The following is a 13,699-nucleotide window of genomic DNA, read 5'->3' on the forward strand; positions in this document are numbered from 1 at the left end:
CTCCCCATGACCGACACCCCGAACACCCTCCCTGCGGCCGTGGACATCGACGCGCTGCTCGACCGGCTGACCCTGGAGGAGCAGGTCTCGCTGCTGGCCGGCGCGGACTTCTGGCGCACCGTGGCGATCCCGCGCGTGGGCATTCCTGCCCTGAAGGTCAGTGACGGTCCCGCCGGCGTACGCGGAGGCGGCCCGCTGGTCGGCGGCATGAAGACGGCCGCGTACCCCGTGGGCATCGCGCTGGGCAGCACGTGGAACCCGGCGCTGCTGCGCGAAATTGGCGCATCCCTGGCCCGCGAGGCGCTCGACAAGGGCGCCGGCGTGCTGCTCGCCCCGACCATCAACGTCCTGCGCTCTGCCCTGAACGGCCGCAACTTCGAGAATTACGCGGAAGACCCGATTCTGACCGGCAAGCTCGCGGTCGCGTACGTGCAGGGATTGCAGGATAGCGGCGTGGCCGCCACGCCCAAGCACTTCGCCGGCAACGAGTCCGAGTACCAGCGCGGCACGATCTCCAGCAACATCCCGGCGCGCGCCATGCGCGAACTGTACCTGCGGCCCTTCGAGATGGTGGTCAGGGAGGCCCGGCCGTGGGCGATCATGACCGCGTACAACCGCCTGGACGGCGTGTACTGCTCCGAGAACCCGTGGCTGCTCGAGACCGTGCTGCGCGGCGAGTGGGGCTTTGACGGCCTGGTCATGAGCGACTGGGGCGGCACCCACTCGGCCGGTGAGAGCGTGCGCGCGGGCCTTGACCTGGAGATGCCGGGGCCGGCGCGGGCGCGGGCCGGACTGCTGGAGGAAGCGCAGAACGACCCCGCCACCGCCGCCGCCGTGAGGGAACGCGGCCGCGCGGTGCTGACGCTGGTCGAGCGCACCGGCACCTTTGCCAGCCCGCGCGACGTGCGCGACAGCGCCGAGCGCGACACCGAGTACCCCGACACCCGCGCCCTGATCCGCCGTGCCGGGGCCGAGGGCATGGTGCTGCTGAAGAACAGCGGCATCCTGCCCCTCCCGGCGGGCGCGAGCGTGGCCGTGGTTGGCCCGAACGCCGCCACCGCGCAGGTGATGGGCGGCGGCAGCGCCCAGATGAACGCGCACCGCCGGGTGTCCCCGCTCGAGGGCCTGCGCGAGGCCCAGGGTGCCGGGGCCGTCAGCACCGCCGTCGGCTGCGACAACGACAAGTACCTGCCGGTGCCGACGGTGCCGGTGCACATCGAGTACCGCGCCCAGGCCGGTGGCGATGTCACTGCCCGCGAGGACAAGCCCCAGGCGGAGGTGATGTGGTTCGCGTACCCGGGGGGCATCGACCCCACCGCGTTCCACGGCACCCTGACCCTGAGCGTGCACGCCCCGCAGGCCGGCGAGTACGAGTTCAGCCTCGCCAGCGCGGGCCTGAGTCGCCTGCGCGTGGACGGCGAGCCCCTGGTGGACAACTGGAGCGCGTGGCAGCCGGGCGACACGTACTTCGGCTTTGGCTCGGACGAGGTGCGCGGCCGCCGGACGCTGGAGGCCGGCGCGCACACGGTCGAGGTCGAGTTCGTGCCGAACACCTTCGAGAACGGCATCGCGGGCTTCAACGCGGTGCGGATCGGCTTCCGCGCCGAGCCCGAGCAGGGCAGCGTGGCGCAGGCGGCGGCGGTGGCCGCGCAGGCAGACTACGCCGTGGTGTGCATCGGCACGAACGGCGACTGGGAGACCGAGGGCGTGGACCGCTGGGGCCTCGACCTGCCGGGCCGCCAGAACGAGCTGGTGGGCGCCGTGCTGGCGGCCAACCCGAACACCGTGGTGGTGCTCCAGACCGGCGGACCGGTCACGATGCCGTGGCTGGAGCGCGTCCCGGCGGTGGTGCAGGCGTGGTTCCCCGGTCAGGAGGCCGGGCACGCGATCGCCGACGTGCTGTACGGGCGCGCGGAGCCCGGCGGGAGGTTGCCGCAGACCTTCATCGCGTCCCTCAAGGACGATCCCACGCACCCCCTGAATCCGGACGTGCAGTACCCGGGCGAAGGCGGCCGCGTGGAGTACCACGAGGGCCTGTCCACCGGCTACCGGCACGTCGACCGCTCAGGGATCACCCCGCTGTTCCCCTTCGGCTTCGGCCTGAGCTACACCACCTTCGAGGTGTCGAACCTGCAACTCAGCGCCGCCACCGTCGGGGCGGGGGAGACCGTGACCGCGCGCGTGCAGGTGAAGAACACCGGCCAGCGCGCGGGCAGCACGGTCGTGCAGCTGTACGTCCGTGACCGGGACAGCCGCCTCGAGCGGCCGGACAAGGAACTCAAGGCCTTCGCCAAGGTTCACCTCGCTCCCGGCCAGATCGAGACCGTCACCCTGCCCGTCGGCATGCGCGACCTCGCGTATTACGACGACGCCGCCCGCGCGTGGGTCGCCGAGGCCGGCGATTTCGACGTGCTGGTCGGGCAGAGCAGTCTGGACCTGCCCCACACCCTCCGCCTCTCGCTCAGCACCGACTGGAAGGAAGCCACGTCATGACAGGAACCCTCTCCGTTCAGCTCTACACCTTCCGCGACGCCTACGCCGCCGATGCGGCGGGCACCATCGCCCGCATCGCCGGGCTGGGCTTCAGGTACATCGAGCCCTTCGGCATCGGCAACCACGGCCTGAGCAACGCCGACAAGGTGGGCAAGGCGCAGGAACTGCGCGCGCTGCTCGACGCCAACGGCCTCCAGGCACCCACCGCGCACACCGCCGCCCCGATGGGCCCGAACGCCGAGGCCGTGCTGGACGCGATTCAGGCGCTGGGCACCACCCTGCCGGTGATCTCCTGGCCCGGCGAGGTACCGGGCTTCGAGCGCGACGTGATGGACACCAGGGACGGCACGGAGCGCTTCGCGGACGCGCTGAGCGAGGCGTCGCGCCACGCCCAGACGCGCGGCCTGAGCCTGGGCTACCACAACCACTGGTGGGAGTGGTCGCAGTTCGGCGGCCAGTACGCCTACGACCTGCTGCTCGAGCGCCTCGACCCCGCGGTGTTCCTCGAGATCGACACGTACTGGGCGCACACCGGCGGCCAGGACATGCCCGCCCTGATCCGGCGGCTGGGAGACCGGGTCAAGGCCCTGCACCTCAAGGACGGCCCCGCCACGCCCGAGGCCGACCAGACCCCGCTGGGCACCGGGAAGGTCGATTACGCCGCGGCCGTTCACGCCGCTCCGTCCGCCCGCTGGCACGTGCTGGAAATGGACCGCACGGCCGGCGACGTCTTCGCCGAGGTGGGCCACAGCGCCCAGCGCCTCATTCAGGAGGGACTCTCGACATGGGAATGACGAACGCATCGCAGGTCATCGGCATCATCGGTACCGGGAATATCAGCGCCGCTTACCTGAAGATCGCCCGTGACCTGGGCCTGTTCCGCGTGAAAGCGGTTTCGGACATGGACACGGAGCGCGCCGCCGCAGTCGCCGCCGAGTACGGCGTGCAGGCCATGACCCTGGAGGACATGCTGGCCGACCCGGAAATCGTCGCGGTGGTGAACCTCACGCCGCCCGGCGCGCACGCCGACGTGTCGCTGGCCGCGCTGAATGCCGGCAAGCACGTGTACTCCGAAAAACCCCTGGCCGTCGAGCGCGAGGACGGGCAGAAGATCATGGATCTCGCCCGCGAGAAGGGCCTGCGCGTGGGCTGCGCGCCGGACACCGTGCTCGGCGCGGGCATACAGACTGCCCGCGAGGTGCTCGACGCCGGGCGCATCGGGCGGCCCGTCTCTGCGACCGCGTTCATGATGAGCAGCGGCCCGGAGTCGTGGCACCCGAACCCGGACTTCTTCTACCAGCGCGGCGCCGGCCCGCTGTTCGACATGGGGCCGTACTACCTGACCGCCCTGGTCACGCTGCTGGGCGGCGTGCAGAAGGTCAGCGCGACCACCACCAAGGCCTTCGAGCAGCGTCCGATCACCAGCCAGCCGCGCGCCGGCGAGTTCATCACCGTGAACACCCCCACGCACGTCGCCGCAAACCTGACGCTGGACGGCGGCGCGGTCGCCACCCTGATCACGTCCTTCGACGTGCCCGCCAGCGACGTGCCGCGCATCGAGATCCACGGCACCGAGGGCACCCTGAGCGTGCCGGACCCGAACACCTTCGGCGGCCCCCTCAAGATCCGCCTGAAGGGCGACAAGGAGTGGACCGAGATTCCCCTCACGCGGCCCTTCGCGGACAACTCGCGCGGCATCGGCCTGGCCGACATGCTGAGCGCCAACGCGGCGGGCGGCGCGCACCGGGCCAGCGGCGACCTGGCGTTCCACGTGCTGGATGTCATGCACACCATCCTCGAATCCGCCGAGGCCGAGCGCACCCTGACGCCCCGCACCCGCGTGGAGCGCCCCGCCGCGCTGGACGTCCAGCCCGCATGGTTCACCACGTCCCAGCCGGCGTGAGCCCTCAGGGGCACTGACGTGACCGGGGGGTTCTGCTCCCCGGTTTATCCTGAGCTCCGCCACACGCTTCATTCCCAGGAGGTTTCCCCATGCCCCGTCCCGTCACCCTGTTCACCGGCCAGTGGGCCGACCTGCCGCTCGCCGAACTCGCGCCCCTGGCGAAGAAGATGGGCTACGACGGCCTGGAACTCGCCTGCTGGGGCGACCACTTCGACGTGCAGGCCGCGCTGAAAGACGACGACTACGTGAAGCAGAAGCGCGAGCTGCTCGACTCGCACGGCCTGCAGTGCCTCGCGATCAGCAACCACCTCGTCGGGCAGGCCGTGTGCGACAACATCGACGCGCGCCACAAGTCCATCGTGCCCGCGCACGTGTGGGGCGATGGCGATCCCGAGGGCGTGCGCACGCGCGCCGCGCAGGAGATCATCGACACCGGGCACGCCGCCGCGAAGTTCGGCGTGAAGACCGTCAACGGTTTCACCGGGTCCAGCGTGTGGCACAGCATCTACGCCTTCCCGCCGACCGATCAGGCGTACTGGACTGCCGGCTTCGAGGACTTCGCGCGGCGCTGGACGCCCATCCTCGACTCGTTCGACGCGGACGACATCAACTTCGCGCTGGAAGTCCACCCCACCGAGATCGCCTTCGACCTCGCCACGTCGCAGCGCGCCATCGACGCCGTGGGCGGCCACAGGCGCTTCGGCTTCAACTACGACCCCAGCCACCTGGGCTACCAGCACGTCGACTACGTGCGCTTCATCCGCACCTTCGCCGACCGGATCTTCCACGTGCACATGAAGGACGTGTGGTGGGGCCACGGCAGCGGCGAGGTGGGCGTGTTCGGCGGTCACACCGACTTCGGGGACGCCCGGCGCTACTGGGACTTCCGCTCGGTCGGGCGCGGCGACATCAAGTTCGAGGACGTGATCGTGGCTCTGAACGACATTGGCTACGCCGGCCCGCTGAGCGTGGAGTGGGAGGACTCGCGTATGGACCGCGTGCACGGCGCGACCGAGAGCGCCGCGTACGTGCGCCGGCTGGACTTCCCCGGCTCGAACGTGGCCTTCGATGCCGCCTTCGCCAAGGACAAGCAGTGACCCGCCCGCTGAAGCTCGGCATGGTCGGCGGCGGGCAGGGCGCCTTCATCGGCGCGGTGCACCGCACGGCCGCCCGCCTGGACGGACACTACGAGCTGGTGGCCGGAGCGCTCTCCAGCACGCCGGACAAGGCCCTGGCGTCCGGCCGGGCGCTGGGCCTGCCGGAGGACCGCACGTACCCGAGCTGGGAAGCCATGCTGGACGCCGAACTCGCCCGGCCGGAGGGTGAGCGCATCGACGCGGTGAGCATCGTGACGCCCAACCACATGCACTACCCGGTGGCGCGGGCCTTCGCGGCGGCCGGCATCCACGTCATCTGCGACAAGCCGCTGGTGCACACCAGCGAGCAGGCGAACGACCTGCTGGCTGTGGTCAGGGAGTCGGGCGTGGTCTTCGCGGTCACGTACAACTACACCGGCTACCCCCTGATCCGCCACGCCCGCGACATGATCCGCGCCGGCACGCTGGGCGAGATCCGCAAGGTGATCGTCGAGTACCACCAGGGCTGGCTCGCCACCAACCTCGAGGCGCAGGACTCCAAGCAGGCCGACTGGCGCACGGACCCGGCCCGCAGCGGCATGGCCGGCGCGGTGGGCGACATCGGCTCGCACGCCGAGAACCTCGCGGCCACCGTGACCGGTCTGGAGCTGGAGGCCATCTGCGCGGACCTGACGACCTTCGTGCCGGGCCGCCGCCTGGACGACGACGGCAGCGTGCTGCTGCGCTTCGCGGGCGGCGCGCGCGGCGTGCTGATGTGCTCGCAGGTCGAGGTGGGCGAGGAGAACGACCTGAGGTTGCGCGTGTACGGCACCCAGGGCGGCCTGAGCTGGAGCCAGGAGAACCCCAACCGCATGGAGTACACGCCTCTGGACGGCCCACGGCAGGTGCTGACGCGTGGGCAGGGCTACCTGAGCCCCGCCGCTCAGGCCGCCACGCGCATTCCCAGCGGCCACCCCGAGGCGTTCCTGGAGGCCTTCGCCAACGTGTACACCGGCGCCGCCGAGGCGATCCTCGCTGGGCAGGAGGGCCGCGATCCCGATCCGCTGGTCGCCATCTACCCCACGCTGGAGGACGGCGCACGCGGCGTGCACTTCATCGAGAAGACCGTGGAGAGTTCGCACAGCGACCGCAAATGGACCGACGCCCGCTGGAGCGCGCCGGACTGACCACAGCGGTCCACCGTGCCCGCATCCCCGTCCTCTGTGCAGGGCGGGGACGTTCCACTCCGTGGGTCGCCGCTACAGTCTGGAGGTGCGTTTCCATCCACGGACAGCCTGGACCGGCCGGCCATCTGGACGCCGGAGGCGTTCCCGGTGAACCTGCGCGTGTGGCTCGCGGGGCTCGATCCGGCCGTGCTGGACGTCTCGACCTTTGGCCTGCTCGCCCTGGAGGGCGCCGGGATTCCGGGCATTCCCGGCGTGGTGCCGATGCTCGCGCAGGTGGCGGCCATCGACGCGGGGCGCACCACGCTCGGCGCGGCGATCGCGTGGGGGGTCGCGGGCAACTGGCTGGGCAGCCTCCTGGGCTACGCCGTGAGCCGCTGGGGCGGGCGCTGGCTGCCGGCCGGCTGGCGCGAGCGGCTGGCCGGAGAGCGCGCCACCACCCTGCTCGCCCGCTACGGGGCGCCGCTGATCGTGGTCAGCCGCACCATCGGCAGCCTGCGCACGCCGATGACGCTGGTCGCGGGCAGCAGCGGCTATCCGCTGGGCCGGTACGCGCTGCTCAGCTTCTTGGGCGCGCTGCTGCACGTGGGCGTGTGGCAGACGCTGCTGTGGAAGGCCGGGCCGGCCATCCTGCCGCAGATGGAACGCTGGGGCCGCGAGATCCTGATCGGGGCGGCCGTGGTGATCGTGCTGCTGGTGCTCGTCCGACGCTGGACACGGCCGGCGTAGGTCACGCGCTGTCCAGCATCCAGCGCGCCGCGTCCTCCACGTGGATGCGCGTGGTGTCGAACACCGGCACCGACGTGTCGGCCGCGCCGACCAGCAGCGTGATCTCCGTGCAGCCCAGGATGATGGCCTGCGCGCCCCGCGCCACCAAGCCGGCCATGATCCGCCGGTACGCCCCTCGCGAGTCGTCCAGGATCACGTTCCGGCACAGTTCGTCGAAGATGATGCGGTGGATCTCGGCCCGCTCGTCTGCGCCAGGCACGATCACGTCCAGGCCGTACTTCCCGGCCAGGCGACCGGTGTAGAAGTCCTGTTCCATGGTGAAGGCGGTCGCCAGCAGGCCCACGCGGGTCACGCCCGCCGCGCGCAGGCGCTCGCCCGTGGCGTCGGCGATGTGCAGCAGCGGGATCGTCACGGCGTCCTGAACGGCGTCCGCGACCTTGTGCATGGTGTTCGTGGCGATCAGCAGCGCGCCGGCCCCGGCCTGTTCCAGACCCCGCGCCGCATCGGCCAGCAGCGCGCCGGCCGCGTCCCACTCGCCGCTGCGCTGGAGCGCCGCGATCTCCGCGAAGTCCACGGAATGGATCAGCACCCGCGCCGAATGCAGGCCGCCCTGACCGCGCGCCACGTCCTCGTTCAGCAGGCGGTAGTACTCCGCCGTGCTCGTCCAGCTCATGCCGCCAATGATGCCGAGAAGCTTCATGCGTCCATTCTGGGTGTCACGCCGTCCAGGCGCCACGGCACCAGGCGTTCCAGGAGCGCCACCAGTGCCGCGTCCATGAATTCGTAGTCGTCGGGAATGCCCAGCGTCACAAGCCGCTCGTCCGGCAGCGCCCCGCGGAACTGCTGGCGCAGCACGTCCCGGTGCCGTTTCTCCATGCACACGGCCACGTCCGCCCACTCCAGCAGGTCGCGGCTGACCGGCGTGATCGCGTCGCGGTTCGTGCCGGCCGACGTGACTTCCCAGCCGTCCATGGTGCGGAAGACCGCCTCGGCGGTGGGGCTGCGCAGCTTGTTCTGGGCGCACACGAACACGACCCGCAGCGGCCGCGTCACGGTTCCCGCCCCGTAGTAAGCCACGCCGCCTCGTGCTCCGCGAGGTCAGCCGGGCCGTGCGCTCTCGTCCACGCGGCCGCCGCCGCCACTTCGTACGGCGTGCGGCGGAACTCCACGCTCCACGCGCCGCCCTGCCGGGTCAGGAGCACCCAGCGGGCCAGCGGCAGGCCGTCTTTCTGGCGCGACACTGGCCCGGCATTCACGACCGTGACGCCATCCACCACCGCCAGCATCTCGTGGTGGGTGTGTCCCACGATGCACACGCGCCCGCCGCTGTCGAAGGTGAAGCCATCCAGGCGCTCGCGCATCTCCGCGAAGTGGGCCGGGCGGGTGTGGCCGTCGGCCTCGGTCAGCATCAGGTCTTCCCACGGGCTGCGTGGGCTGCCGTGCGCGGCCCGCACCTCGCCGTCCGCGATGTCCACGACGGTCGGCAGGGCCGCCAGCGTGCCCGGCACGTCCGGAGGCAGCTGCGAGCGCACCCACGACACCATCGCCTCCTTGCCGCCGCGCATGCCGGCCACGCGCTCGTCCGTGTTGCCCCGCACCGAGGGCGGCGCGAACTCGGCCTGGATGGCCCATGCGCCGGCGGGGTCCGCCGCGCCCCACGCCGTATCGCCCAGATTCAGCACCGAGTCCGGCGTCTGCGCCCGGATGGCGTCCCGCACCGCCCGCATGGCGAAGGCATTGCCGTGCACGTCTCCGAACACCGCGATCCTCACGGCAGCACCTTCGTGAAGTGCTCGACGGTCGGGAAGGGGTCGTAGAAATGGTGCAGCAGCGTTCTCCACTCCTGATACTGCGCGCTGCCCCGGAACCCCACGGCGTGATCCTCCAGGGTGTTCCACCACACCAGCAGCGCGTACTTGTGGTCGTCCTCCGAGCAGTGCTGGAGCTCGTGCTGCACGTACCCCTTCATGCTGGCGATGATGGTCTGGGCCTGCGCGAAGGCGGCCTCGAAGGCGGCCGTCTGGCCAGGACGAATCTGGAGCATGGCGATTTCGAGAATCAAGGAACCTCCCTGCGGACACAGAGCATCAGCCCCGTGGCGCAGTCGAGTGGAGCGCAGTGAAGGTCGTGCCGCGCGTCCAGGGCTGCCCGGAGCACGTCCACTTTCGGTCGGTGCCCGTCCGGCCAGTTGGGCTGCGGGAACAGGTCGTCGGTACAGTAGATGCCGCCGGGCGCGAGCAGATCCACCGTCTCGTCCAGTTCGGTGAACTTCCCCGGCCACGTGTCTGCGAAGATCAGATCGAAGGTCCGCCCACGGTGGGCGTGAATCCACGCGGCGCCGTCCCGCACGGTGAAGGTGACGCGGGAGTCCTGAACCAGCGTGGCCTGAGCGGCGGCGCTGAGGGTGCCGTCCAGTTCGACCGTTTCCAGGCGAGCTGCGCCGTCCATGCCGGCCAGCAGATGCGCCGTGCCGAAGCCCACGCCGGTGCCCAGTTCCAGCATCCGGCCGCCCGGCTTGCTGGCGACCAGCGTCCGCAGGAAGGCGCCCGTGGCCGGGTCGCAACTCGCACCGAACCCGAGTGCGGCGGCGGTGTGCTGAAAGGGTGCGGCGTCGATCATGGACCATCTCCTCGCTCAAGGAAACAGGGCGGGACCACATGCCCGCCCCTGTTCCGGTCAGTCCTCAGATGCGGCCGGGGGCGAACTCGCCCTGACGGCGCTCGGCGCCCATGCCGGCCACGATCATGTTCTGGATGCGGACCCATGCGCGGGCGCTGGCCTCGACGACGTCGGTGGCGACACCGGTGCCGTGGAGAAGCGTCTCCCCGTGCCGGGCACTGATGCTGACCTCGCCCAGGGCGTCCCCGCCGCCCGTGACCGCCTGGATGCGGTAGCTCTCCAGCGTGGGCGCCATGCCCGTGATCTTGTTGATCGCCTGGAACGCGGCCTCGACCGGGCCGTCGCCGTGGGCGGTGGCGTCCACCTGGCCGTCCGGGGTCTGTAACCTCACGAAGGCCACCGGGGTCATGTTCATGCCGGACGTGATCTGGAAGCCCTCCAGCGTGAAGGTCTGCGGCACGTCGCTGCGGGCCTCGACCATGGCGCGCAGGTCGTCGGCGTAGATCTGGCCCTTGCGGTCGGCCATGTCCTTGAAGCGCCCGAACAGCGACTGCACCTTGTCATCGGGCAGATCGGCGTAGCCCAGGTCCGTCAGGGCCTTGCGGAACGCGGCGCGGCCCGAGTGCTTGCCCATGACCAGCACGGCGGCCTCGCGGCCGACCAGCTCGGCGTTCATGATCTCGTAGGTCTCGCGGGCCTTGATCACGCCGTCCTGGTGGATGCCCGACTCGTGCGCGAAGGCGTTGTCGCCCACGATGGCCTTGTTCGGCTGCACTGGCATGCCGCTCAGGCGGGAGATCATGCGGCTGGCGCGGTAGATCTCGCGGGTGCGGATCCCGGTCTCGAAGCCGTACACGTCGCGCCGGGTGTGGAAGGCCATGACGATCTCCTCCAGGCTGGCGTTCCCCGCGCGCTCCCCGATGCCGTTCACGGTGCACTCGATCTGCCGCGCGCCGCCTTCGGCCGCCGCGATGGAGTTGGCGACCGCCATGCCCAGGTCGTCGTGGCAGTGGCTGCTCAGGATCACGTGCGCGGGCAGCTCATTCTTCAGGAACGCGAACAGCTCGCGCATCTCCCGCGGCGTCGTGTACCCCACCGTGTCCGGCACGTTGATGGTGGTCGCCCCGGCCTCCACCGCCGCCTTGAAGATTCGCACCAGGAACGGCCACTCGCTGCGCGTGGCGTCCTCCGCGCTGAATTCCACGTCGTCCACGAAGGAGCGTGCCAGCGTGACGGCCTGCACGGCGCGCTCGACCACGGCGTCCGGCTCCAGGTTCAGCTTCTTCTGCATGTGGATCGGGCTGGTGGCGATGAAGGTGTGGATCCGGGGCTTCTCGGCGGCCTCCACGGCCTTCGCTGCGGCCTCGATGTCGGCCCGGCCCGCGCGCGCCAGCCCGGCGATGATCGGCCCGCGCACCTCGCGCGCGATGCGCGACACGCCCTCCAGGTCACCGGGCGACGCGATGGGGAAGCCCGCCTCGATCACGTCCACGCCCAGCCGCGCCAGCTGGTGGGCGATCTCCAGTTTCTGGGTGTGGTTCAGGGCCACGCCGGGTGACTGCTCGCCGTCGCGCAGGGTCGTGTCGAAGATGCGGATGCGTTCGGTCTGGGGTTGCTGCGTCATGGTGGGCTCCTGTGCAGGGGAAGGGCGACAAATGAAAAATCCCCGGAGGGCGTTCCTCCGGGGGTTCAGGCCACGTTCGCTCAGCCGTTCACTCCACCGGAGGACGGGTAAGAAGAAGCAGGCCGAAACTGGACATGGCCCAAGGGTAAACGCGGCCCGGCCCGAAATGCAAGGGTCGTCTAGCACGGCCCATGACAAACCCCCGCCGCAGCGGGCGGGGGCTCTGGCGTGCTGAGCTTAGACTTCGAGTTCTTTCTTGGTGATGAACGGCATCTGGTCGCGCAGTTCCTTGCCGACCGTCTCCAGCGTGTGCGTGCGCATCTTGCCGCGCTGCTCGTTCATGTACGGGAAGCCGCTCTCGGCGTCGTCGATGAAGCGCTTGGCGAACGCGCCGCTCTGGATGTCGCCCAGCACGCGGCCCATCTCCGCCTTGGTCTCCTCGGTGATGATGCGCGGCCCCGTCACGTAGTCCCCGAACTCGGCGGTGTTGGAGATGGAGTGGCGCATGCCCTCGAAGCCCTTTTCGTAGATCAGGTCCACGATCAGCTTGACCTCGTGCAGCGTCTCGAAGTACGCGATCTCCGGCTGGTAGCCGGCCTCGACCAGCGTCTCGAAGCCCGCCTGGATCAGGTGCGTCACGCCGCCGCACAGCACGGACTGCTCACCGAACAGGTCGGTCTCGGTCTCTTCCTTGAAGGTCGTTTCCAGCACGCCTGCCCGCGTGCAGCCGATGCCGCGCGCGTACGCCAGCGCAATTTCGCGCGCCTTGCCAGTCGCGTCCTGCTGCACGGCGAAGATGCCGGGCATGCCCGCGCCGTCGGCGTACACGCGCCGGAGCATGTGGCCGGGGCCTTTGGGCGCCACCAGGAACACGTCCACGCCCGCCGGCGGCTTGATGCGCCCGAAGTGCACGTTGAAACCGTGCCCGAAGGCCAGCGCCTTGCCGTCCGTCAGGTGCGGGGCGATGCTCTGCTCGTAGGTCTTCGGCTGCTGCTCGTCCGGGATCAGCAGCATCACCACGTCGGCGTCCTTCGTGGCGTCCTCGATGCTGGCCACGCGCAGGCCCGCCTGTTCGGCCTTGGCCTTGCTGGCGCTGCCCTCGCGCAGACCCACGACCACGTCGAAGCCGCTGTCCCGCAGGTTCTGCGCGTGCGCGTGCGCCTGCGAGCCATAGCCGATGATCGCGATCAGCTTGCTCTCGAGGATGTCGGTGCTGACGTCACGGTCGTAATACATTTTTGCTGCCATTCGTGGATTCTCCTACAGGGCGGGGTGTGGGGGGAAGTGTGGGCTAGGGGAGGGCACGAGAGAAGGCAGAGGGCAGTCGGCCCTGTCCCTCTGCTCTCTGACGGCCTTCAGAACAGGTTGGGTACGCCTCGCGCCCGCTCCTCTCTGGCCTCCACACCTTCCATCACGGGTTTCAGCGCCTCGGTCTCGCCCTCGTGGTAGACGTGGCTGGGCACGTCGGCGTTGCTGCCGCGCGTCAGGGCAATGCGGCCGGTGCGCATGGTCTCCAGGATGCCGAAGGGCCGCATCTGCTCGATGAAGGCGGTCAGTTTGCCCTCGTCGCCCGTGACCTCAAAGGTCAGGGCGTGGCGGCCGACGTCCACGATGCGGCTGCGGAAGTCCTCCGCGATCTGCCGGACCTCCACGCGGCTTTCCGGCGTGATGGCGACCTTGACCAGCACGAGTTCGCGGTCGACGAACTTCTCCAGGCTGTGGTCGATGATCTTCACGACGTCGTGCAGCTTCTCGAGCTGCTTGATGGCCTGCTCGACCACGCCGCGGTCGCCGTGGACGACGATGGTCATGCGCGACACGCCGGGGTGCTCGGTGGTGCCGACCGACAGGCTCTTGATGTTGTACCCGCGCCGACCGAACAGGGCGGTGATGCGCGTCAGGACACGCGGTTCGTCGCGGACAAGCAGGGAAAGCAGTTGATCTTGAGCGTTCGTCATGCGCGCTCCCCTGCACTCCCGGCCAGACGGGACAGCGCCGTCTGCCCGTCCATTTCGCGAAGCGCGCCACCGTTCCTGCTCGCATCCGCTCGGATGTCCAGCCGTGTTCCACG

Annotated in this window: 14 protein-coding genes; 6 read left to right on the top strand and 8 right to left on the bottom strand. The window is 70.1% G+C overall.

Annotated elements, in window-relative coordinates:
• Positions 1–6 precede the first annotated feature (6 nt).
• The 6 genes from HNQ07_RS13225 (at position 7) to HNQ07_RS13250 (ending at position 7,385) form a co-directional block, all read left to right on the top strand.
• Positions 7–2,493, top strand: coding sequence for a glycoside hydrolase family 3 C-terminal domain-containing protein (locus HNQ07_RS13225; protein WP_184112500.1), 2,487 nt, complete (start codon positions 7–9; stop codon positions 2,491–2,493).
• Positions 2,490–3,287: a sugar phosphate isomerase/epimerase family protein gene (locus tag HNQ07_RS13230; RefSeq protein WP_184112502.1), complete on the top strand. Its 798-nt coding sequence runs from the start codon at positions 2,490–2,492 to the stop codon at positions 3,285–3,287. Before HNQ07_RS13225 ends, HNQ07_RS13230 begins: the two co-directional genes overlap by 4 nt.
• A complete protein-coding gene (locus HNQ07_RS13235; protein WP_184112504.1) occupies positions 3,284–4,396 on the top strand; it encodes a Gfo/Idh/MocA family protein in 1,113 nt (370 codons plus the stop codon). The genes HNQ07_RS13230 and HNQ07_RS13235 overlap by 4 nt, the downstream gene beginning before the upstream one ends.
• A gap of 89 nt (positions 4,397–4,485) precedes the next feature.
• A complete protein-coding gene (locus HNQ07_RS13240) occupies positions 4,486–5,493 on the top strand; it encodes a sugar phosphate isomerase/epimerase family protein (protein WP_184112506.1) in 1,008 nt (335 codons plus the stop codon).
• A complete protein-coding gene (locus tag HNQ07_RS13245) occupies positions 5,490–6,659 on the top strand; it encodes a Gfo/Idh/MocA family protein (RefSeq protein WP_229831976.1) in 1,170 nt (389 codons plus the stop codon). The genes HNQ07_RS13240 and HNQ07_RS13245 overlap by 4 nt, the downstream gene beginning before the upstream one ends.
• 147 nt (positions 6,660–6,806) lie before the next feature.
• Entirely contained in the window at positions 6,807–7,385 is a 579-nt protein-coding gene (locus HNQ07_RS13250) for a DedA family protein (protein WP_184112508.1), read from the top strand.
• Between the two features lies 1 nt (position 7,386).
• Here the strand turns inward: HNQ07_RS13250 and HNQ07_RS13255 are convergent, their stop codons facing one another.
• The 8 genes from HNQ07_RS13255 to ilvN all read right to left on the bottom strand — a co-directional run bounded on the left by HNQ07_RS13255 (position 7,387) and on the right by ilvN (position 13,586).
• Positions 7,387–8,085: an aspartate/glutamate racemase family protein gene (locus tag HNQ07_RS13255; protein WP_184112510.1), complete on the bottom strand. Its 699-nt coding sequence runs from the start codon at positions 8,083–8,085 to the stop codon at positions 7,387–7,389.
• On the bottom strand, positions 8,082–8,438 hold the full coding sequence (locus HNQ07_RS13260; protein WP_229831975.1) for a low molecular weight protein tyrosine phosphatase family protein: 357 nt from the start codon (positions 8,436–8,438) through the stop codon (positions 8,082–8,084). Before HNQ07_RS13260 ends, HNQ07_RS13255 begins: the two co-directional genes overlap by 4 nt.
• Positions 8,435–9,157 (bottom strand): metallophosphoesterase family protein, encoded by a 723-nt coding sequence (locus tag HNQ07_RS13265; protein ID WP_184112512.1) that lies wholly within the window; start codon positions 9,155–9,157, stop codon positions 8,435–8,437. Before HNQ07_RS13265 ends, HNQ07_RS13260 begins: the two co-directional genes overlap by 4 nt.
• Positions 9,154–9,447, bottom strand: coding sequence for an antibiotic biosynthesis monooxygenase family protein (locus HNQ07_RS13270; RefSeq protein ID WP_184112514.1), 294 nt, complete (start codon positions 9,445–9,447; stop codon positions 9,154–9,156). Before HNQ07_RS13270 ends, HNQ07_RS13265 begins: the two co-directional genes overlap by 4 nt.
• Positions 9,444–10,004: an O-methyltransferase gene (locus HNQ07_RS13275; RefSeq protein ID WP_184112516.1), complete on the bottom strand. Its 561-nt coding sequence runs from the start codon at positions 10,002–10,004 to the stop codon at positions 9,444–9,446. The genes HNQ07_RS13270 and HNQ07_RS13275 overlap by 4 nt, the downstream gene beginning before the upstream one ends.
• A gap of 64 nt (positions 10,005–10,068) precedes the next feature.
• Positions 10,069–11,628 (bottom strand): 2-isopropylmalate synthase, encoded by a 1,560-nt coding sequence (locus tag HNQ07_RS13280; protein WP_184112518.1) that lies wholly within the window; start codon positions 11,626–11,628, stop codon positions 10,069–10,071.
• A 237-nt stretch (positions 11,629–11,865) separates the two neighbouring features.
• Entirely contained in the window at positions 11,866–12,876 is a 1,011-nt protein-coding gene (ilvC, locus tag HNQ07_RS13285; protein ID WP_184112520.1) for a ketol-acid reductoisomerase, read from the bottom strand.
• Positions 12,877–12,983: 107 nt separating this feature from the next.
• Positions 12,984–13,586, bottom strand: a complete 603-nt coding sequence (gene ilvN, locus HNQ07_RS13290; protein ID WP_184112522.1) for an acetolactate synthase small subunit — start codon at positions 13,584–13,586, stop codon at positions 12,984–12,986.
• Between the last annotated feature and the right edge of the window lie 113 nt (positions 13,587–13,699).

Origin of the sequence: Deinococcus metalli, from assembly GCF_014201805.1 — a bacterium.
GTDB lineage: Bacteria > Deinococcota > Deinococci > Deinococcales > Deinococcaceae > Deinococcus > Deinococcus metalli.